General features: G+C 40.8%; 19 protein-coding genes and 1 pseudogene. 9 read left to right on the plus strand and 11 right to left on the minus strand.

From position 1 onward, the window contains the following. Positions 1-95 precede the first annotated feature (95 nt). On the plus strand, positions 96-509 hold the full coding sequence (locus tag HC643_RS40475) for an AbrB family transcriptional regulator (RefSeq protein ID WP_038076701.1): 414 nt from the start codon (positions 96-98) through the stop codon (positions 507-509). A gap of 63 nt (positions 510-572) precedes the next feature. Here HC643_RS40475 and HC643_RS40480 read toward each other — a convergent pair whose 3' ends face one another. Next, entirely contained in the window at positions 573-2,480 is a 1,908-nt protein-coding gene (locus HC643_RS40480) for a chloride channel protein (RefSeq protein ID WP_038076698.1), read from the minus strand. Between the two features lie 727 nt (positions 2,481-3,207). Between HC643_RS40480 and HC643_RS40485 the strand changes: the two genes are divergently transcribed. After that, complete coding sequence (locus tag HC643_RS40485; RefSeq protein ID WP_038076697.1) at positions 3,208-3,579, plus strand: hypothetical protein; 372 nt, start codon at positions 3,208-3,210, stop codon at positions 3,577-3,579. Positions 3,580-3,623: 44 nt separating this feature from the next. Here the strand turns inward: HC643_RS40485 and HC643_RS40490 are convergent, their stop codons facing one another. Next, a complete protein-coding gene (locus tag HC643_RS40490; protein WP_038076692.1) occupies positions 3,624-5,234 on the minus strand; it encodes an ArnT family glycosyltransferase in 1,611 nt (536 codons plus the stop codon). 229 nt (positions 5,235-5,463) lie between these two features. On the opposite strand from HC643_RS40490, the gene HC643_RS40495 reads away from it, so the two are divergent. After that, positions 5,464-7,020, plus strand: a complete 1,557-nt coding sequence (locus HC643_RS40495; protein WP_038076688.1) for a hypothetical protein — start codon at positions 5,464-5,466, stop codon at positions 7,018-7,020. Between the two features lie 359 nt (positions 7,021-7,379). Here HC643_RS40495 and HC643_RS40500 read toward each other — a convergent pair whose 3' ends face one another. Both HC643_RS40500 and HC643_RS40505 read right to left on the minus strand, forming a co-directional pair. Then, complete coding sequence (locus HC643_RS40500; protein WP_038076682.1) at positions 7,380-8,678, minus strand: recombinase family protein; 1,299 nt, start codon at positions 8,676-8,678, stop codon at positions 7,380-7,382. 95 nt (positions 8,679-8,773) lie between these two features. Beyond that, on the minus strand, positions 8,774-9,130 hold the full coding sequence (locus HC643_RS40505; protein WP_038076680.1) for a VOC family protein: 357 nt from the start codon (positions 9,128-9,130) through the stop codon (positions 8,774-8,776). Positions 9,131-9,673: 543 nt separating this feature from the next. Between HC643_RS40505 and HC643_RS40510 the strand changes: the two genes are divergently transcribed. Further along, positions 9,674-12,106 (plus strand): adenylate/guanylate cyclase domain-containing protein, encoded by a 2,433-nt coding sequence (locus HC643_RS40510; protein WP_038076678.1) that lies wholly within the window; start codon positions 9,674-9,676, stop codon positions 12,104-12,106. Between the two features lie 93 nt (positions 12,107-12,199). Here HC643_RS40510 and HC643_RS40515 read toward each other — a convergent pair whose 3' ends face one another. Further along, a complete protein-coding gene (locus HC643_RS40515) occupies positions 12,200-13,384 on the minus strand; it encodes a homospermidine biosynthesis protein (protein ID WP_038076676.1) in 1,185 nt (394 codons plus the stop codon). Positions 13,385-13,574: 190 nt separating this feature from the next. Next, a complete protein-coding gene (locus HC643_RS40520) occupies positions 13,575-14,657 on the minus strand; it encodes a diguanylate cyclase (protein ID WP_167844888.1) in 1,083 nt (360 codons plus the stop codon). Between the two features lie 506 nt (positions 14,658-15,163). Between HC643_RS40520 and HC643_RS40525 the strand changes: the two genes are divergently transcribed. After that, entirely contained in the window at positions 15,164-15,958 is a 795-nt protein-coding gene (locus tag HC643_RS40525) for a metallophosphoesterase family protein (RefSeq protein ID WP_038076673.1), read from the plus strand. A gap of 271 nt (positions 15,959-16,229) precedes the next feature. Here the strand turns inward: HC643_RS40525 and HC643_RS40530 are convergent, their stop codons facing one another. Further along, complete coding sequence (locus HC643_RS40530) at positions 16,230-16,631, minus strand: RidA family protein (protein ID WP_038076667.1); 402 nt, start codon at positions 16,629-16,631, stop codon at positions 16,230-16,232. Between the two features lie 101 nt (positions 16,632-16,732). Further along, positions 16,733-17,479, minus strand: coding sequence for an HMA2 domain-containing protein (locus HC643_RS40535; RefSeq protein ID WP_050046233.1), 747 nt, complete (start codon positions 17,477-17,479; stop codon positions 16,733-16,735). A gap of 230 nt (positions 17,480-17,709) precedes the next feature. Between HC643_RS40535 and HC643_RS40540 the strand changes: the two genes are divergently transcribed. Further along, complete coding sequence (locus HC643_RS40540) at positions 17,710-18,219, plus strand: hypothetical protein (RefSeq protein WP_038076664.1); 510 nt, start codon at positions 17,710-17,712, stop codon at positions 18,217-18,219. A gap of 83 nt (positions 18,220-18,302) precedes the next feature. Here HC643_RS40540 and HC643_RS40545 read toward each other — a convergent pair. Next, positions 18,303-18,518, minus strand: a pseudogene (locus HC643_RS40545) (sensor histidine kinase); the annotation flags it as partial. Between the two features lie 294 nt (positions 18,519-18,812). On the opposite strand from HC643_RS40545, the gene HC643_RS40550 reads away from it, so the two are divergent. Then, positions 18,813-19,298, plus strand: a complete 486-nt coding sequence (locus tag HC643_RS40550; protein ID WP_038076661.1) for a phosphate-starvation-inducible PsiE family protein — start codon at positions 18,813-18,815, stop codon at positions 19,296-19,298. 85 nt (positions 19,299-19,383) lie between these two features. On the opposite strand, the gene HC643_RS40555 is transcribed toward HC643_RS40550, so the two are convergent. Both HC643_RS40555 and HC643_RS40560 read right to left on the minus strand, forming a co-directional pair. Continuing rightward, a complete protein-coding gene (locus HC643_RS40555; protein ID WP_038076659.1) occupies positions 19,384-19,764 on the minus strand; it encodes a Lin0512 family protein in 381 nt (126 codons plus the stop codon). A gap of 229 nt (positions 19,765-19,993) precedes the next feature. Next, on the minus strand, positions 19,994-20,302 hold the full coding sequence (locus HC643_RS40560; RefSeq protein ID WP_072040790.1) for an HNH endonuclease: 309 nt from the start codon (positions 20,300-20,302) through the stop codon (positions 19,994-19,996). Positions 20,303-20,320: 18 nt separating this feature from the next. Between HC643_RS40560 and HC643_RS40565 the strand changes: the two genes are divergently transcribed. Continuing rightward, positions 20,321-20,512 carry a hypothetical protein gene (locus HC643_RS40565; protein ID WP_137986447.1) on the plus strand — a complete coding sequence of 64 codons (192 nt, stop codon included), beginning with the start codon at positions 20,321-20,323 and terminating at the stop codon, positions 20,510-20,512. A 46-nt stretch (positions 20,513-20,558) separates the two neighbouring features. Continuing rightward, the gene (locus HC643_RS40570) at positions 20,559-21,440 is read left to right on the plus strand and encodes a GNAT family N-acetyltransferase (protein WP_202048758.1); all 882 of its coding nucleotides are present in this window, start codon (positions 20,559-20,561) and stop codon (positions 21,438-21,440) included. Positions 21,441-21,530: the final 90 nt, after the last annotated feature.

Raw genomic sequence — 21,530 nt, forward strand, 5'->3', positions numbered from 1 at the left:
AGAGGAAAATAAAAGGTTTCTGCTCGCATTACCTCAACCTCAGCTAAAATAAAATCGATTAATCCTATTTGACCATTCGTTTGTGAATTAAGTTGATGGCTAAACAGAAAAAAATTGAACCCCTAGTCGGAGAAGATCTGCTCAGAAAAGTCAAAGAGCTAGAGCACCTCAGCAAAGAAGAAAAAGCTAAACAATGCGGCTACTACACCGTAACCAAAAACGGTATCGAGCGCGTCAACATGATGAAATTCTTAAATGCCCTAATTGATGCTGAAGGCATTCAGTTAGATAGTGCTCCTAGTGTAAACGGGCGAGGCGGACGAAGTGCTAGCTATAGAATCAGCGTGCAGTCGAACGGTAACTTATTGATAGGTTCAGCCTACACAAAACAAATGAATCTCAAGCCTGGAGATGAATTTATCATTACTTTAGGCAAAAAACACATTCGTTTGAGGCAAATAGACTCTGAAGACAGAGAAGGTGCTGAGGCAATAGAAGCTTTAGTCTAAAGAGTCCATAAAGGATATAAGGATAAGGATGAAGGAAATTGCTTCGTTTCATCCTTATATCCTTTATACTTCATACTTCTTAACACCTGTTTTTACAGTCATTGGTAAGTAATGACGAAGAGACCTGCGCGTAACAGCAACGTTGCAGGTTAAAACGATTTGCTCGCGTTCTAATAAACCTAAAATTCGTTCTTGGTTATCTCGGGCGACTACAGGTAACTGATGCAAACCTCGACCTGCCATTCGATCTAAAGCTTCAGCAAGAGGTTCATCAAGCCATGCGTAAAGAAGCTCGGTAGTAGAAATATCCATGAGCGTTTGATTTGCTATATCAGCCCGAAGTTCGTTAGACGAATTTGGGTATTTTTCCCAAACAGAAAGAGCACGGTTGATATCTTCTAAAGACACAATCCCAACAAGTTGTCCTGCGTCATTCACAACTAAAGCGCTACGGCATAAGTCTCCCGTCATTTCCAAAGCTGCTTCAATCACTGTCATGGTTGATAATAGCTTTTTGGGGCAAGAGAGCATAGCATCTTCTACTAAAATTTGCCGTAAAATTTCTGCTTGTTCGTCTTTCAATTCAGAAAGACCAATTTGTTGTAAGTTGGAGTTAGAGTTGGAATTTGGCTTCATTCTCTCTACCAACCAAACACTTAGACCTACCGCCGCCATTAAAGGTAAGACAATACGGTAATCTCTAGTTAATTCAAACAGCATTAAAATTGCCGTGAGCGGTGCTCTGACACTGGCAGCCAAAACAGCAGCCATTCCTACCATTGCGTAAGCAGGAGGACCTGCCATAAATTGACCAATTTCAGGTGCAATCCACGCTAAAATTTTGGCATAAGCCGCTCCAAAGGAAGCACCTAAAAACATAGCAGGAGCAAACACACCACCGACAAAACCACTACCTGCGCTAATAGCTGTCATTAGAAGTTTCATCACAAGCAGCACAACAAGCAGTTGCAAAGAAAACTCTGCATCTTGCAGCATCGCTTCTACAGTGCCATACCCGATCCCTAAAATTTGAGGGAGATAGATGGCAACCGTACCAACAATGACCCCACCAATTACGGGATGAATTGGTTCGGGTATGCTTTTCATCCATTGGAAATAAGATACTTTGCCGTGGAAGCAAGCTTTTGCCAAACGGATCGACTGGGTGTAAGCAAGAGAAACTACACTAGCTCCCAAACCCAAGCCAAGATATAAGGGTAATTCCAAAGGGCTGCGGACTTGGTAAGCGGGTAAGGTAAAAGCAGGTTGTGCGCCCAACCCAATTTGAGCTATGAGTGCTGCAACAACTGCAGCTAGTAAAACTACACTAACAGCAGAAGTGGCAAAGGCAGTCGTACCCAAGACCACTTCCAAAGCAAAGAAAACTCCCGCAATTGGGGCGTTAAATCCCGCAGCCAAGCCAGCAGCAGCACCAGCGCCCAAAAGCAAGCGCTGTCTTTCTTGGGACACTTGTTGCACCACAGACAACAGCAAACCAAAATTAGCCCCAATTTCTACACTGGGTCCCTCTGGTCCTAATGAAGCACCACTCCCCAAAGATACAGATGCAGCCAGCATTTTTGTGACCGGTCGTAGTTTTCGCTGGATCTCCCCTGGGGTAGAAGCGGCAATTAGAGATGACAGCCCCGGACCAAAATCAGAGGTACGCCAGCGCATGAAACCGACGATCGTGCCACCCAAGATAGGGACACAAGCTAAAGTCCAAGCCCCCCAAGCCCCAATCGCACCCATAAAATTTTCCAGCATGAGGTGGTGAATGATTTCAATAAGGTAGTGAAATGTGACCACCCCCATTCCACTGCCACCTCCTATAAGGACTGCTAAAAACAGAACAACACTTTCTGGAGATGGCTGAAAACGGTTAAGCAAATCGGTCAACCGGGCAGAAAGGAAGTGAAAAACAGGTTGTTCCACAACCTTCCTCAATTGAGTAGAAGGCAAAAAGCTCATTGGGTAGAGAAGTAAATCTAATAAAAAATTTAAATTTTTATGTCTTACACTTCATTGTGAGCGATTATTTATCAACCGGACAAGTAGAAACTGGGGATCGAAAACTAGAGACTGGGAACTGGAGATGAGCGATCGGTCATTAAGATTGATTTTCTATTTCCCAATCGCCAATTGCCATACCCTTAATCTCCGCTTCGTGGAAACCCCAAGTTGCCCAATCGCCAATCCCCCCTCCCCCCTCATCTACGAAAATTCATCATGCCTCTTTGTTAAATTTACAAAGCTTTGGTTAAAAGATTGCAAGCACTCAAAATTTTTGTGGAGACAATGCTTAAATGAGAAAGAACGGAAGGTCAGTAAAAGGATGAAGTATGAAGGACAAAAGATGAAGTAACCGCCTGTGTGGGGCGCGGCTTGAACTATACGGTAAATACTGAAGTGCTTGAACAGAGATTGCGCCCGCAAGGGGAAGGTTTGAGGTCATTTCTTCACTTTATCCTTCATCCTTTACACTTCACACTTCTTGCGAGTTATAAACTACACACTTCAAACAGAGGCGTGGTCGCTTCTCCAGCACTAAAATTGTAGGGGAAGCCGAAACACGAAGAATTCAGTGACTGATGGCTGATATCAGTACATTGAGTACTCTACGTAAGTGTCACCGGAATTTCTATATAGCTGTTGTTTTGTTATTAAAGCGAGTAAGTAGACTAGGCGGACGAGGTAGATGAATACACACATCTTTGATAAGAATTATTTGACGTGCCCCATTTGTCAGAAAAACGCTGCACGAAAACCGATGAAAGCGTGCATTGGATTGTTTTCTTGTCCGTACTGTCAGGAAAGGATGGTCGTTTGTCAAAGCGGTCATTACGTCCGCGATCCTTTTTCCTACAAACAGCAGGTACCAGTCTCATCTTCCCTGCGCCGTCAAAGCAGACCTATTGCTAGGATTCTACGGGATTTTGTTATTCTCAAGCACCCTTTAGTGGCGCTAGTTCTAGGAAGTGCTATTTTGCTGGGTGCAATTGGTATTACCCAACAACAAACCACTACCTACGACACTCCAGAACCTCCAAAGACAGAAACGCAGCTTTGAAGTTTGCTAATGGCTAATGGCTAATAGCCATTAGCCATTAGCCATCAATTTTTTGTAATCAGTACCCAATCAGATGTCTGACCAATTTGCTTCACAGAATCTAAATGTAAGTTTTTACGTGCAGTTTCATCTAGCAAGAAGTAGGGTTGCTTGTCATTGCGCCAGTAACTATCGAGTTGAGCAACAGATGCTGGCACAATAGTGCGATCGCTATAAAAATCTAATGATGGGCGATGATAAGGGAAAGATGTATAAATCTTTTTTATATCGGGTGGTGCTGCTGTTTGTATCATCTCAGCAACTGGTTTGACAGGATAGGCTTCCCCTAATTCCCAAACCCAATACTTTGAGTACATAAGCAGCACCAGCGACACATAAGTACCCCAAAATAGAACCTTCAAAAATTGCCCGTCACCTCGTTCTGCTAAAACAGCAGCTAAAGCCATTGTCAGCGCGACTGTAGCAAAAAGCAGTTGTAACTCTGATTGGAAGGCTCTGCCTATACTGTAGTATATACTCCCTGCGATCGCGACTAAGGCTAACAGAGCTAAAGAAACTACCCAAGATCGGGGATAAGGTGACAGCAATTGTGAATCTTCAGTTTCTGAGAGTTTTGCCCCAAAAGCTAGGGCTAAGCTGGGGTAGATGGGAAATACGTACCAAGGCAGTTTGGTACTCATTAAAGATATAGAAATCAAGTAAATACTACTCCATACCAGTACCAATTTTGCCCAGCTAAGATTGCGATTTTCCCAAGTTAAACGCAAACTTGCAGGTAAGAAAATTAGCCAAGGCCAAGTGTACTTAAAAATTTCCAGTAGATAGTACCAAGGCGGTCCGGAATGACCCTCAACAGATTCCCAAAGACGGCTGAAGGACTGATCTACCACACCAACTTTGGTAAATATCTCGCCGTAATGTACCCATTGAGCACCGTACCAAAATGCTACGGGTACAGTGCCAATGAAAATTCCCAGCCACATATACCAACTGCCCAACAGCCTTGGGGTATCCCAAAAAAGAAATAACAGAGCTATCCCACCTAATAATAAACCAAGTATACTTTTTGTCAGGCAAATTAACCCAAAAGCAATGCCAACTCCAAGACAGTAACGTAAGTTGCGACGCGATCGCAACAAACATAACATCATCAGCATAAAAAAACAGACAACAGCGCCATCCAACATAGCTAATCGTCCGTGGCGCACGACAGGTAGCATGGTGAGGTAAATTAAAGAGCTGTATACTGCTGCACGACGTTTGCGAAATATTTCTCTACCAATGTAATAAAGCAAAGGTACTGAAACAGCCGTCAGCATAGCCCCAGGTAAGCGGGAAGCCCATTCATCAATCCCCCAGATAGAGTAAGCCCCAGCAATCAGTAAATGCACGAGCGGTGGTTTGTTGTGATATGGTTCTCCGCCAAGTGTTGGATAAAGCCAAGGCATTGAACCATCAGGCGCACGAGTGATTTCACGTGCTACTTGTGCCACAGTACCTTCATCCCAATCTCGTAGTGGTAATTCTCCAAGATTTATGGTAAAGAGTAATACAGCCGCCAAAAGCAACACGATCGCCCACACCCAATCGATCCACTGTTCCGTTGACCGATACTTTTTTTCCAGACGACCCCAAAGAAAGCTTCCTTCTTGCATAATCTAGGATAATTACTGTGATTGCTGGTTATTGAATGAAACTCCTGACGCAATGTAGACTTGAATGTTGCATTTCATCAAAGCTCCTAAATTTTAAGTTAACTTATATTTCCTCGTAAAGATTTTTTTACAGCTTTTTTTGGTTTATCTATTTTTCTTAATCAGAGAGTGAAAGCGGTTCCGATTCCGATTAAGATCGTGTATTAATCTCTGTTTGGAGAAGAAATTTATGAACCTACCTGCTATGTTTGACTTAGTACTCGGCTTAATATTTATTTATTTAATTTTTAGCTTGCTAGCATCAGAAATTCAGGAACTGATTGCAACCTTATTGCAATGGCGTGCAGCACACTTAAAAAAGTCAGTTGAAATTTTCTTAGCAGGTGATGTCACCAGCCAAGATCGACAGCATGAATTAAAGTCAGTCATCGAATTAGCTAATAAACTTTATGACAATCCCTTAATTAAAAATATTAATCAAGAAGCAAAAGGATGGTTTGAGTCTTTACCTCGAAAATTTACTTGGGCAATTGCTTCGTTTGTTCGTTCCCTAATTTCATCAAAAGATAGAGGTAAACAAACTATCTTTGGAAAAGGTAAACATACCGGACCATCTTATATTCCTGCAGATATTTACGCAACAACTTTGTTAGAAGTCTTAGAACTTCCTAAATTAGTTCGGTGGTTAACCGAAGCGAGACTAGAAAGATTTAAAACCGCACGAATCAACGAAATCAGAGATATTTTAAATCAATTGCAACAACAACCCGTTCAAGATGAAAAATTACGGAGATTTTTTAACAAACTTGCAATCAATCTTCAAGATTTAGAAAAAGATTACAATGAAATTATTAAAACATATAAAGAAAATAGAAATAGTCTAACTGCTAGTGTTGAACGTATGGAAATAAGTTTAAAGAGATTTATAGACGATTTCCCCAAAGAACTTTTGAGCCAAGAACCATTTAGTAAAGTTTTTAAGAAATTAGAATATTATCAACAAGATATGTTCGGCAATCCCCAGCAAGCCATGTTAATTGGAGGATTGCAACCCAATATTGATGAAGTGGTTGGAATTATTAATAAAAACAGTGCGATTTATCAGGAAATTAAGACAATTTTTAAGACTAAAGACGGAGCGGCGTATCAAGAAATTCAGAAATTGATTGAGAACTTACCTCAATCCGTCGTTGATAATATTTCAGTTTTAGCAAAGCGTGCTGGAACAAAAATAGAAAGTACACGCGAAGGCATTGATAGATTGCGACAAGAAATTGAACTAGCTTTTGATAGCTCTATGGAAAGAGCTTCTGGAGTGTACAAGCGCAATGCCAAAGGTGTCGGAATTTTAATTGGCTTGTCACTTGCTGTTGCAGCTAACGCTGATGCATTTCACATGATTAATAGATTATCAAAAGATTCAGCACTCAGAACTATCATTGTTCAAAATGCTGAAAAATTATCAAATCCTAACGTTAATAATTTTTCAACAGTAGGAGATATAAAAAAGCTGACTAATGATGCTGACAGTATTCTTACAGCAGTTTCTCTACCAATTGGTTGGACTTCTGCTAATTTATCACAACAGTTTCGCTTAACATCATCAGAAGAACCCGTTATTACACCTCCTAGAATTTTAAGAATGATTCCTGGATGGATAGTCAGTGGTTTTGCCATTGCAATGGGTGCGCCCTTTTGGTTCGATGTACTCAGTAAATTTATGAATGTACGAAATGCAGGTAAACGTCCGCAATCTGCAAAAAGTGTAAATGATGCTAATGGCTAATGGCTAATGGCTAATTGCTGATTGCTAGTGGTTGATGTAAGCAGCCCTTGGATATAATTTGTATGTTCTAAAATTTGGGAAATTAGTCAAACGCTCCCCTCTCTTCCACTTACCCCTCTTTCTCTCAGTCAACATGAGAAAATAAAAGTCAGCACAACTGATAGATATTGTACTTCATACTTTCTTTTATGTAGTAATGATGTTCCTGCCCGTATGGAATTAGAAAATGCGCGAGGACACGCACCCTACAAGAACTAAATTTACTAAGGCAGTACAATTTCTAAAATTATTAGCTTACTAAATTGACATAATTTCTTAACTATTAGCCATTAACCATTAGCCATTAGCCATTAGCCATGTTAAAAAATAAAAATAACTCGTAATTGCCAATCTCGATCTTCACGAACAATCTCAATTTGCCGAATAAACTCACGAAAGTAAAACCTTCGTTCCGCTTCAGACAAATCCAACCAAAATTGAGGAATAGAAACTGCTTGAGCAACGGAACGTAAATTTACTGGTGGTAGAGTTGCCAACTTCGCTTGAAGTTCCGATATTTCTACACGGAGTTTATATGCTCTTAAGCGACTTGTTTCTGCATCCAAAACACCAGCTTCCACTAAATTAGGTAGCTGTTGGAGTATTTCTTGTTGGCGCAAAATTGCTTCATCTAAATTATTTTTCACTGTGTTTAGCTGAGGAGAATCTATTCGAGCTACCGCAACAGGTAAATCCTGACAGACAATTTTAATAGTCCGATCTAATACCTCTTGATATGGTATTGCACGACACTTGGGACTTTTGGAACAGCTAATTGGGCGTAGATAGAGGTATTCTTTATCTTGGTTGCGTATGGTAACACGGGTAATTGTCATGCGTGACTGACATTCGCTACAAATCGCTAAACCCGCTAAAGAACGTGGTGCGCTAGCTGTTCTTCGGGGTAGACGGTTGTTGCGGCGCAATAGGCGATCGACTTGAGCTGCTTCTTCTCTACTAATGATGGAAGCATGAGTATCGGAAATAATTTCTCCATTGTGATACGCTGTATCGCCACGGTAAACGGGATTTGTTAACCAACGGCGTCCTGTAGTGACAGAGATTTTTTTGCCATATTTTTTTGCTAGGTAACGGACTGCGCCTCGTAGGGAACCGTAAAGTAAGTAGTTATCAAAAAAATCTTTGATCACTGGGGAAGTACTGCGGTCTAAAGTGTATTTTCCTTTTCCTCTCCGGTAGCCGTAGGGCGCTTTTCCGGGAGGGGGTGCGGCTTCTAAACGTTTGCGGGCGTGTCCTTGACGTATGCGGCGGCTCTTTTGCTGATGTTGTATCTCGTAGAGGAGTTTGAGCAAGTCAGCACGGATGTTGGGACTTTTTTGTGAGGAATTATAATTTTGTTCAATTGCAATGAGTGTAACTCCCATTGTTTCTAGTTCTGTAAGGTGGGAAGTCACTTCTTCTATAGTGTCTCCTAATTCTTCTAAGCGGCGAATAAGGAGGTAAGTGGGGGTTTCGGTTTTGCAATCGTTAAGTAGTTTTTGTAGTTCAGTCCTTTTTCCTAGATCTTGGTATATTTGTTCTATCTCCCATCCCCAGGTTGTGGGATCGGGGGTTTGTTCTAGTATGGGATCGCTGTAGGTGTAGGCGAAGGTTTTCATTTATAAACCGCAAAGAAGCAAAGTGCGCGAAGGGAAGATGGAAAGATAAAGTTCTATGGGCTGGGTTGAGGAAGTTTAAAAGGTACTCTTAGCTTTTATTGCTGGCTGAGTTCAATAATGTTACCATCTGGATCTTTGGTAAAGATGGCTGGACGTCCGGAAGCACTGGGTTGAATGGGAAAGCTGTTATCTATAAGTTGCTGTTTTGCTATGTCTAAGTCAGCGACGGAGAAGGCAATATGGGCGTTGCGTCCCCATTTTTCGTTTTGGGCTTCAAATATGGATGGAGCGGCGATGAGGTGAATTTGGTAGTTTCCTATTTGATACCATGCACCTGGAAATTTTAAGGAACGTTCTACTTTGGGTAATCCTAGCACTGTTCCGTAAAAATGCTCGGCTTTTTCTAGATCGGTGACAAGAATGGCTGTATGGAGGTATTGAGTAATCTGCATTGTGGGAGGGTAATAAAACTCGACTATATTGTATCAACATTCATTTTGGGTGTCTGCGAGGCTAACTCGTGCTCCTAGAAGTTGAAGCGAATTCTGTACGCTTGCGAATATCGCTACATCCAGACATCAATCCCAAAAGCTCGTGCATAGCAACTACAAGCCGATCGCATATTCGCTTTCTAGCAATCTATTAAACTCTACAAAAAGTAAATCTATCATTAGATGTATTTTAAAATCTGTCAATATGAGTATTATATAGTTGGGGTTAAAGTCTAACATAACAGTACTAAAGCCTTGAAACGACGTTCATTGTTTGTGAAAGATTGCAGATATAGTGAATGAGAGCCGTAAATACAAGCCCAATTCACTTTATAATTACTAGATGAAGTTGCAACAGCAATCATAGTAAAATCATTAGTGGTGCCAAATTAGGAGTGGGGGTAAGCAATTGTTTGCCCGTATAAGAGGGGCGAATGGTTTTATGCCCAAACGCCCGTACAGGAGTTATTTCTTAAATTACCCGTTAGCCTCTCTGTACGATTTATGAAATACCAGGCACCCAATCAAAGCTTAAAAGACTATAAAACTATAAATCGCAAGTTTGAACGCTTGGATTTAGATCGTCGTTTGTTGATTTTGTATGCATCCAAACAAGTGCAACGGTTTGCTGCTAACCCTAAAGAGGTTATGCCAGGAAAAGATATTCGTTTGGGCTTTCCTGAATTTATAGAGCTTGAAGATATTTTGATTCCTATCTTAAAAGGAGAACAGGAACTCTGTGAATTAAAATCTCTGGTTAGAACATCTAGTAGATCGGGTCATCTATATTTCGACATATATATTCTGCGTCATAGATGTGAAAGTCATAATGAAAATAAGCTAATAGTACTTTTTGAAGATACAACAGAGACAACCATCGCCAAACTACAAAAAAAGAATATAAAAATCTTATATAATGTTCTAGTGTCATATAAAAATTACATGGAAAAAGTTATCGCTGCAATGGCAGAAGCCTTGTTAGTGACAACTAAATCGGGAAAAATTAAGAAAGTCAATCGTGCTGCATTAGAGTTATTTGGCTATAACGAGGAAGAATTAATAAATCAGCCTATCTCTTTATTATTTGATGATAATAAATTATTGCAAAAAGCCATTCAGCAAAGATACTTATTGAAAAATTACTTTCAAAAAATAGAAATTATTTGTCGAAATAAAGAGAAAGAAAAGCTGTTAATAGCGTTTTCTTGCTCGATGATTCATTCTAAAACAGATGGCTTTACAGATATAGTTTATATTGGGAGAGATATTACTGCCCAAAAAAGCAGGCAGCAACGAATTGGTACGCAGTACACTATAACTCGGATTTTGTCAGAATCACAAAGTATCAAACAGGCTATTCCAAAAATTTTACATGCTATATGTGAGTGTTTGGGGTGGGATTTGGGAGAACTTTGGACAGCAAATGAATACATAGCACTAGCGTCACAGCAAGATTGCGTTCATTCAATACTGAGATGTGTAGAAATTTGGTCGAGTCGAACGGTTGCAATCCGAGAGTTTAAAGCAGTGACTTGGCAAACGACTTATACTCCCGGTACTGGTTTTCCCGGTCGAATATGGTCAACTCAATCGCCTCTATGGATCGAGAATATCTCGCAGCCAGAAAATTTTGGTCGGGGGTGCGATACGGCTTCAGTTGATAAGCCTTCGGCGTATCGCAACGCATCTTTGCATGAAATACCAGAGTTTGGTGATGTGCGATCGCAAGCGGCTGTAGAATCGGGATTGCGATCGGCATTTGGCTTTCCCATTTTGGATAATGGAGAAATTTTAGGAGTGATGACTTTCTTTAGTCAGGATATACAGCCAAAAGATACCGAATTATTGCAAATGATGGTTTCAGTCGGTCATCAAATTTCTCAGTTTATTAAAACTAAACTATCTCAGGAAGCACTCATTGAGAGAGAACAACGCTATCGAGATTTATTGGAAAATGCAGATGAATTAATTCAATGCGTCACTCCTTGCGGTCAGTTTGAGTATGTTAACCGTACATGGCTCAAAAGTTTAGGATACTCAGAGTTGGAAGTCAATCAGCTTAATGTGTTAGATATCATTCATCCCGATCATCGAGAACAATACCGACATATTCTTTATGAGGTGATGTCGGGAAAAAAGCTCAACCAAGTGACAATTGCATTTGTCTCTAAAGATGGTAAAAAAATTTTTGTAGAAGGAAATATTAACTGCAAATTTATCAAGGGAAAACCCGTTTTAATGCGCGGTATTTTTCGGAATGTGACTCAACGTGTTGCATTAGAAGAAGCACAGCGCCACCAGCAAGAACAAACCGAGCGTTTGTTACTGAATATTTTGCCAGAAGTCATTTTCAACCGTTTAAAAGAGGAACCCGGTACGATCGCAGAACACTTTACTGATGTGAGTGTTCTGTTTGCCGATATTGTTGGCTTTACCGAAATCGCTTCTCAAATTAGCGCCATTCAGCTTGTTAAGATATTAAACCAAATTTTTTCCGTGTTCGATCGCCTGACCGAACAGTATAGTTTAGAGAAAATCAAGACTATTGGTGATGCTTACATGGTAGTTGGCGGTTTACCAGTGCGCTACCCAAATCACGCCCAAGCCATTGCTTGTATGGCTTTGGATATGCAAACAGCAATTGACGAGTTTAACTCTGAAAACAAGCAAAACTTTAGTATCCGAATTGGAATCCATAGTGGACCTGTGGTAGCAGGAGTAATTGGTATCAAAAAAGTTAGCTACGATCTTTGGGGAGATACTGTAAATATAGCCCATCGCATGGAATCCCAAGGTTTGGCGGGCAAAATTCAAGTGACAGAAGCTACATACCAAAAGTTGCGTAATGAATTTGTGTTTCAAAAACGGGGTGAAATTGAAGTTAAAGGGAAAGGTAAGATGACAACTTATTTGATGATTGGGCGGAAATCAGGCTGAGGGATTGGGGGAGACACGGTAGATGGGGGAGACACGGTAAAAAATTCTGCCTTGTCCCCCTTTTCCTCCTTGTCTCCCTTGTCTTCCTTGTCTCTACTCTCCTCCCCCAGTATTAGGGATCAGCCTTCCGACAGGATAAGTGGCAGATTCTTGAGCACCACTCTGAGTCATAGCAGCTGGTATTTGTTCTGAAGAACGAGTTTTGGCGGCTAAATAATCTGTTCGCAATTGCTCTAGCATTTTTTCTCGCTTGTCATACAGCCGTTTTAAAGTACGGGGCTTACACTGGTTCATGACATAAGCTGTGACTAATGGTAAGGCAATGGTACTGTCAGTGTAACAAACAATTGTACTGGGTAATTCATTGGGGTCAATCTTACCCCAACTGACTGCTTCTGAGGGTGTTGCTCCAGATAAACCGCCAGTGTCTGGACGAGCATCTGTGAACTGTATAAAGAAATCGTGTCCCCGTTCTTCGAGTCCGAGCACTTCATGCAGTTGCGGTTGGGTTTGTAATAAAAAGTTTTTGGGGCTTCCACCACCAATAATGAAAGCTGCGCTTTTCCCTTCAGATCCTCGTGCATAATATGCGATCGCAGCTGTTTCATTCACATCTATTGACGGGTCTAGTACCAGCTCAGAGCCTTCTAACGATAGGGCTGCAACATTCATTCCTATAGAACTATCACCAGGAGAAGACGTATATATTGGTACGCCATACTCATAAGCTGTTGCTAGCAAGCTGGAATTCTTCACTCCAACTTGCTTTTCTACTTCTCGAACATATTTACCAAGTAGATAGTGAAACTCTGCTGTTCCCATCCTTTTTTGAAAAGCTGGTGCTTGTAAAATCTTACGAATGAAAGCGTCTGTTTCTAGTAAGACATCATAGCTAAATATAATGTCATAAATACGGATGGTTCCTTCCTGTCGCAACTTCACGTCATTTAAAAATGGATTACCAGCAAACAGTTCAAAACCCAAGCCGTAGTGCATATCGTGGTAAAGGTTGGCACCAGTACTAATCATCCAATCAATAAATCCATTGCGGATGAGAGGTGCAAGCACGGACACTCCATATCCTGCAGGTGTCATAGCACCGGAAAGGCTAACTCCCACCGTTACGCCTTCTTGCAGTACATCCCGGCTCAGCAAATAGCATATTTCCCGCAATCGTGCCGAGTTATATGCTGTAAAGTAGTTATCAATCAAATCGACGACTCCAATGTCTGTCGGCATTGGTGCAGGTGCAATTTTTTTACCTAGCTGTTTTGACATTCTTGATAGTCCCCTGTAAATCCATACGTGAATGAGCGGACAGGATACAATGTTAAACGTATTTGACTTTTTTCTCATCTTTAGGTAGGGCTAAAGGCTACCGTTCAATGTTGATGGGCTTTAGCTCTTCCTACGCGTACTTAAAATTCAATATTATTTTTATAAAGTTATCTTTAATACTTATGTTATTTTAAGACAGCAGCAAACAGTTTCTGTTGCGACCTTGTTCCTTAGCGGCATACAGTGCTTCATCTGCAAGTTCAATGAGATTTTCAGGTAAGCTTTCTGAGTTTGGTACTATAGTAGCAACTCCCATACTTAAGGTAAGATATCTACCAATTGGAGAACGGTCGTGAGCAATTTGAGCTCGTCTGATGGATAATTGGATTTGTTGGGCGATGGCGATCGCATCATGAGAAGTTGTCTTCGGTAAAATTACGGCTAGTTCTTCTCCTCCATAACGAGCGAGCAAACAAGGGAAACTCTGAACAACGTCTTTGATCGCTTGAGCAACTTGCTTCAAACACTCATCCCCAGCTTGATGACCGTAGTAGTCGTTGTAAAGTTTAAAATGATCGATGTCACACATAATCAAAGATAAGGGTGTTTGCTCTTCTTGGTGTTGTTGCCACTGTTGGTGAAGATACTTATCGAATTGACGGCGATTTGCAACTTTAGTTAAATGATCCTCTGTAGCTAAGTGTTGTAGCTTAGTATTTGCTGTACATAATTGACTGTATTTCTCTACTTGCTGTTTTAACTCTGTATTGAGCCGTTGCAGTGCTTGTTCCGTTTGAGAAAGATGCCAATCCAAATCGTTAAGACGGTAAGCAATCCAACAAACTAATCCTGAAAATACCATGATATTTAAAACACCTTCTATGGTGAATTGTATTTCTAAGGTACAGACAGAGTATCGATAACCAATCGCACATATACCTTTTACTAACACTGGTAAGAAGATCCCTATTGGTAGGAGTTTCCGCGCCATGAGGCTACCCGCACCATTTCCACCGATCAATGCTTTAAGTCTGTACCACAGCCATAATGATGCTCCTGCCATGATACAGCTAATAACAGTGGCTGCTTTAAATGTAGGTATTCCCAAGCTTGTACTCTTCAACTGTAAAATGTTGAATTCCCAGTTCAGCAGAACTAGTCCTCCAATAAAAAAGAAGGCAATCATAGCTTGTTTAACGAGAAACTGGCGAGAACAGCTTCCAGGTAGAAACTGGAAGTTTTCTGAGTTTCCAGGAATACCTATAATTCTCATAACTTTATATTACGTATCAATCGACTAATCTACTTTTGGTATGAATGCTTCTTTGTTTGGAAATGTTTTTGTGTTTTCTCTGACTTCACTCAAACATTAGAAAACTTAGAGCTTTCTACCGTAATAGTTACGATGTCACATCTAGCCTCCGATTCAACATCGTAAAATTACTTAGAACGCATTAAAAAAGACTTAAGAAAAGCTGTGTAAAACCAGTATACTTAGAGATTTTTTGGGTTTTTACAGAATCCACATAAATAAACACAGTAATATTACTGATATCGCTTATCAAAATTTTATATAAATACTAGATTCTTAATAATCTCTTACAAACAAGACAGCCGCAATGAATAAAGACCGGAAAATCAAAATTTATAAAAATGTGTAACAACTTGTAGACAAATTACTTGTTGTGTAGAGATTTTAGAATATGTATAGGACTCACATCAGTTTGTTAAGCAATGAAATAATGCAGCATACAATATTTGTGGGTGTCGGAATGAACAATGCAAATCCTTTCTATATCTGACCAAGTTATTCATCACATACCGTTTATTACCCACTCGCCTAACGGGGTTGGCGTGGTTAATAAAGCGCTACCTGTTTTATTAGCTCATGTTGACTCACTACCGGATGGGTTGGAGGCGATTGTTGCAACGAGCGATTTGCAAGGTATCGATCGAGAAAACCAACGCCTTCTTGGTCATCTTGTCAGTGAAGAATTAGATAAGTTGGCTGATTTGGGAAGAATTCCTTCACTAAAATCAACAGGTATCATCTTGGCGGGAGATTTTTACGCAAAGGTAGATAAGCGTGGTGGTGTAGGTGATGTACGTGATGTGTGGCAAGCATTTCGCCAGCGTTTTCGCTGGACGGCTGGGGTAGGGGGCAATCACGATAGTTTTGGTAGAACACAACAGGAATTTAGAGCCTTTCAGGACGCAAAAGGTATAAATTATTTAGATGGTAATATCACCTGTCTTGATGGATTGCGTATTGCTGGGATTTCTGGTATTATCGGCAAATCAACTAAGCCTTTTCGTCGTTCAGAAAAAGATTTTAGAAAACTGCTCGTACAACTCCTCGATCGCTCGCCGGATATTTTTGTACTGCATGAAGGTCCTAACGACGTGGAAGCTAAGTTAATGGGCAATGAATCTATACGTGCTGAACTGGTTAAGGGAAATGATTTGTTAGTGATTTGCGGTCATTCTCATTGGAAAGTGCCTATGATTGCTTTGTCTAAAGGAATTCAAGTGTTGAATGTGGATACTCGGGTTGTTGTTATGGTAGCAGAGTGAGCGATAGCTAACTCTTGGTGCTGTTGTTGGGCGCGTCTTCCCTTTCCACGATATGTTGCTCCGGATGAATCCTCGCTCGATTCTGCAACAGCGCAAAGAGGGCTCACAGCTAGTACTGCTGTGAGTGCAATTGTCAGGTAAAATTTCATGGGTTAATTCACAGTGCAATAAATAAGCTAGGAGACAAACACCACGGTTGTGCAGTCCGTGACGATCTCTCTTGGCTACTTATTTATTCAGTGATTTTTTTCTCTATCTGGTAATTTTTAATTTACGCAATGACTGCTATGCACTCCATTTCCACTCGTGCATCTAAAATCAGTTTGCTAGCCTCAAAGGCGGTTCTTGCAGGAAGTCGGTCTTTAGAAAAGTAGGTGAGGTAAACTTCATTCACTGCGTTCCATTCTTTTATATCTGCAAGTATCACTGTTACTTTAACGACTTGGTTGAGAGATGACCCATATCTTTCAAGAACGCGTTTGATATTTTCCATAGTTTGCTTTGTTTCGGCTGTGACTCCTCCAGGAACCAGTTCTTTCGCACCGGGGATGTTACCAATAACCCCAGATAGATAAAGCATATTACCAACACGTACCGCTTCAGGAAACGGAAGATTGAGAGATTCTGTCTCTGTAGAAGCTAGATAATGGATAGAATCGGAAAGAGATGTCATGGTTGTTGGGATTAGCTAAGATTTAATCTGAATTCTGCTATTTTCCCTTTGTTAGGAAAATTTTCTAATAAAGTCTACAGATAGTGTACAACTGTGGCTTGTTAAATTAATACACCAAGTCGGTAAAGTCGATGACTTCTTGCTCCTAACGCACCACCTTTGAGTGGTTTGCCCATTTTACTTTTTAACAAACAGCAACTGTCTGATGAAACTGTGGCTTGTCGTACTTCTATTGAACAAACACGAACGCTTGACAGTGTTGCCAAGTTTTCTGTTACAATCGCATCTCTTGCGAACTGAATTAAACTGGCTACGTGCGATCGCATTCGTGAATCTAAGGTAGTGTTGGGGTTGTAATTCACAACTACGGATGCTGCATTACGATTGATACGAATGCTTGTCACTCGGTTATCTGCTGTCAATAATTCTTCTAACTGCTGCGCGTATTGAAAATCTTTCGCTATCAAGGGAATGTTAAATCTGATTCGTCCTGCGATCGCATGAACAACACTGTAAATCACCTTGGAAGGGGGTGATGAATTTTGCTGACCCTGACTGACTCTAGGTTTAGGAGAAATTACTTGACGAGTTGCACCTACTATCATTAACCAGGCTAGAATTGCTACCCAACTATTAATTCTGAGAATCCTCATAACAAGCAGAAACGTTAGGATAGCAAGGAAATCCCATCCTCTTTTTTGGAAAAAACTATCTGATTTTTCAACAGCAACAAGTTCTGCTTGACTCGCTGCTTTGAGCAAATCACTTTGTATCCACTCAGTAATTGATTCAGGAGACTGGTTTAGTTGAGTACTTAAATCGCTCCTTTTGCTGATAGTAATTGTCATTTATGACAAAGTTAATGAAGGTGGGTCATAAGTTAAATATAATTCACCTTGCAAATGGGGGGATCGATCTTTAGACTGAGTATTTTTAACTATGCATGCAATGCTTTTTGTCCTGGTAATTGGAACTCGAGAGGCGTCGATCGCAGACACCTCAAATAAAAAGCCTTTCACACCACTGATAAAAAAAATGTAAAAAATCTTGCTTAAATTTTGGCAATAGATCTCTAAGTATGTTAGGCTTGGCTCATCTTTTGCACAATGAAAGCTTTATTGCTTTTTCTAAATTACCGGAAAGCTTGCCCTATATGCTGTTGCTATGTAAGGCAAGCATCGTTATGGGAGATGAAATTATGAAATGTCCGCTACCAGCCTTACTTGCGCTCGTAAGTGCGATCGCTATAGCTTATCCAGCCCATGCTAATGAAGAAAATGTTTCGACCCAGACAACACCAGGTCAAGCTTCTCTTCTGATTGTCAAACCAGCCACTATAGAAAATCAGATAGGTAATACGCGAATTAACAATCGAAGACCATCTTCTACCTCCATCAAGCTAGTACGTGAGAAAAAATGTAAAGATATCGATCCCCTAGACTTTCTAAAAGATCCCGCAGCTAATCTCAAGCTCTGTTCTAAACTAAAACAGCCGCAAGAGGAAGAATCTAAACCTGTTGAAGCAGCTAATTACTATAAAGTACCTCCCCTTGAATCCGGTATTCGCGTACCAGTTTCCAAGTTTTAAAGTTGTTTGCCAAGCTACTCAGTTCCCTGCTTCTGTTTTCAGTCCAACTTAATTATTCAACACTTAATAACAGATAGCTGTCGTTAAGATTTATGTGCTTGTAATGTGACTGTAAACTCCGAACCCTTATTAGGCGAACTGTCAAATTTTAAAACTCCGCCCAAACCTTCTACTTGGAGTTTAGTCAACCATAATCCCAAACCGATGTTTCCGCGATCGCTTTTGGTTGTAAACCCAAGTTGAAAAATCTCGTTGAACTTCTCTGGTGCGATCCCCAAGCCTGTATCAGAAACTTTGACTTCTACCCAAAGCTTGCCTTCTAATTCTTAATTTGAATCCCCTATATTTTGTTATAAAATGAGCACTGTTCGCATTATGTTGTAAGTAATATTATGGGAGGAAAAAAGTGAGTCGATCGCACTTAGATAGTACTAACTAGTATAAAAAGCATCAAATATTGTAGTCCCTATAAGTTGTTTGTCGATAAACAGACAATCATTCATTCAAAACATTCAATTTGTAATTTTTAATTGAAATTTTAATTTTTAAATTGCCTATGATGAAAGCGTGAATCTAGACTGTCCGGAGCAGCCATGCCAAAACGCCTCATGACAGGATTAAATTATTGGTTTCAGCGAGATAGGATTGTACGTAACTTAGAATTCTTTCAAGATATTATTGTTATTTCTCTCTGCCTTGGTTTATTCTGTGTAATGCTTATACGCTTGGGAGCTATGTTTTTCTCCCTAGTGCATCCTTTGGATTTACGGGAAATAACCTCTGATATCTTGTTTATTTTGATTTTAGTAGAATTGTTTCGCCTGTTAATTGATTACCTTCAAGAACGGAGAATATCTGTAGGTGCAGCCGTAGAAATTACCATTGTTTCTGCATTGCGAGAGGTCATTTTACGTGGCGTTCTGGAGATTCCCCGCGACCAGATTTTTGGAATTTCTGTATTTTTAATCGTGTTAGGGGGAATACTTGCTGCTTTACCATGGATGTCTCGCTTTCTCGAACATGTCAAAGTACCCGATCCTGAAGAACCGGAGGAAAGCACTCAATTGCTAGCTGATTAATACCGGGCTTCAGCCGACACAAATAACATTCCTGGTTTGCAGTTGCAACGTATATGCATACGTCGCAACTACAAACGTCGTATTTTTAGGATTGGTCACTGCTTGCTGATTCCACCAAAACGGTTACAGCAGCAACTGCAATTAACATTTCATCATTTTTGTCCTTCAGTATCGGAATGGCTTTGCCCTGAACAACCATTCCCCCAGATTCTACTGTCAGTGTTTTCCGCCCAAAAGGTAGCACAGCTAAAACTTCTTCTTCTCTCACCTGTTCGGGATAGGGAACAGCAACTTGTACCTCAACTATCATTTCATTGGGATCGCTCAATCCAGCAACTTCCCAAACTCCAGGTAAGGCATTGTGCGCGATCGCATTTCTCACAGCCCTTGCGGCTGCAACAGTTGGTTCTTGTCCGTGTTGGTCAATACCCATCCCCATTTCAATAATTAGGCGTTTGCGTGCCATTGCGACCTACCTTGCAAGTTAAAAAAATGCTGGATTTTTTTCTCCAAACCAGCCTACCATAGCAATCTTCTTTGAGGACACAGGCGATGGATCTGATTTTTCACCGGATGTGGGATAAGATCGGTTCACGGAAAATCGCTGCGAACCATATTCTGAAAAATTTGACCGTTAGAGCTAAGGATGACTGACCGAACCCAACCGATGTATTCATCTTTTTTCCACTCATACATCAAAAAAGAGGCAACTCCAACTGTCCCGGTGAAGTATTGGAGCGCTTACCAGCACGGCTGTGTAAAGCAATATGGCATGGGGCGCATAACGGGATAAGATTTTTTGGGTTGTTATTTTCTGGAGTGAAGTCTGAATGGTGTACTGAGAGCGTCCTCACAGTCCATTCAGAACGTGATAAACTTTTCGGTTTCTCGCCGGGGCGCAAACACTGCTGACCGCAATGCTGACAGCGCCATCCTGCTGCTGTCTTCACTTGTAGCGCGACTTCTTGCCAGTTTTTCCCGTATCTTTGTCTGTCTATTGGCATATTTACTGAGTAGAAATTATGCACCACAACCGAGTTTACACGCTTTCTGAAATGAAGGCGATAAGTTCTCTGGAAAATTCATACCTAACCTTTGACATTGTTTTTCTGTCTGCTTGCTATCGCAACGCCAATTTTATAGCTCTCCAACCCAGTACGTATCAACTTCGGTTGCTATGGGGTATTCCTCCAAATGATGGTGAAATAATGTAATATACGTAGTATCTTGTAAAAACATCTCAATTCCATCTATTTTGCTATGAAAAAGTATCGCTTTCAACACTCTTTTCAGAGCGATCCGACCTTAAGCAAACACCTTTTTAGCTTGCTAGAGATTGTTTTTCCCGGTTTTGGAATTACTGATGCAGCAGAATCCGCTCTCAGGCTCGGTGCTTCTTGGGAATCGGCTTCAACTCCGTTTATGCGCTTTGAGGGGAATCTTGCTGTCACTCATGTTGGTGTTCTGGAAATACCGATGTCTCTGATGGGGGAACTAGTGACAGTGGGAGGAATCCACGGAGTCGCTACCCATCCTGAATTTCGGAGACGGGGTTATTACCGAGATGTGATGGAAGAAGTTTTGGATTACTGCGATCGCCATTATAAAACTTTAGTATTGACTACCTCTGAGCCCGAATTATACGAACCTTTTGGCTTCCGCTATGTTAGAGAACACGTGTTCGTTGCTCAGTGCAATTCAACAGGTGGTACTCATGGCTTCCGATTGCTAGATACTAACAATGATAATGATATCAATCTGTTGAACAGACTTTTAGAGACACGGGAACCTGTGTCTTACATTCTAGGAGTTGTGAAGGCAAAAGCACTTTTCTGTGTGATTGAAAGTCGCAGTCCCCTATTTTATGCAGAAGATCTAGATGTTCTGGTATGCATGAATATAGAAGGTAGCACACTCAAGCTTTTTGATTTGGTGGGAACAAAAGTTTGCTCTCTACAAGCTCTTGTGGACAGGATACCCCATCCTATTGAGGATGTGGAAATTTATTTCAGCCCCGATCGTCTTCATGTTAAGGCTCAAGCACTTCCTCACCAACTCAACGGCGATGACTGTCTTATGGTTCGTGGTGAGTTTGCTCCTGAAAATAGGACATTTATGTTACCGCGTTCAGCACGTTGTTGATCGGCGATCGGCAAGCAATGGCGATCGAGACAAGCAAGCCATTAGTGATTAAAATATATCATACCATTTTGGATTTTCGATTTTGGATTG

This window comes from Tolypothrix bouteillei VB521301, assembly GCF_000760695.4.
GTDB classification, from domain to species: Bacteria; Cyanobacteriota; Cyanobacteriia; order Cyanobacteriales; family Nostocaceae; genus Scytonema; species Scytonema bouteillei_A.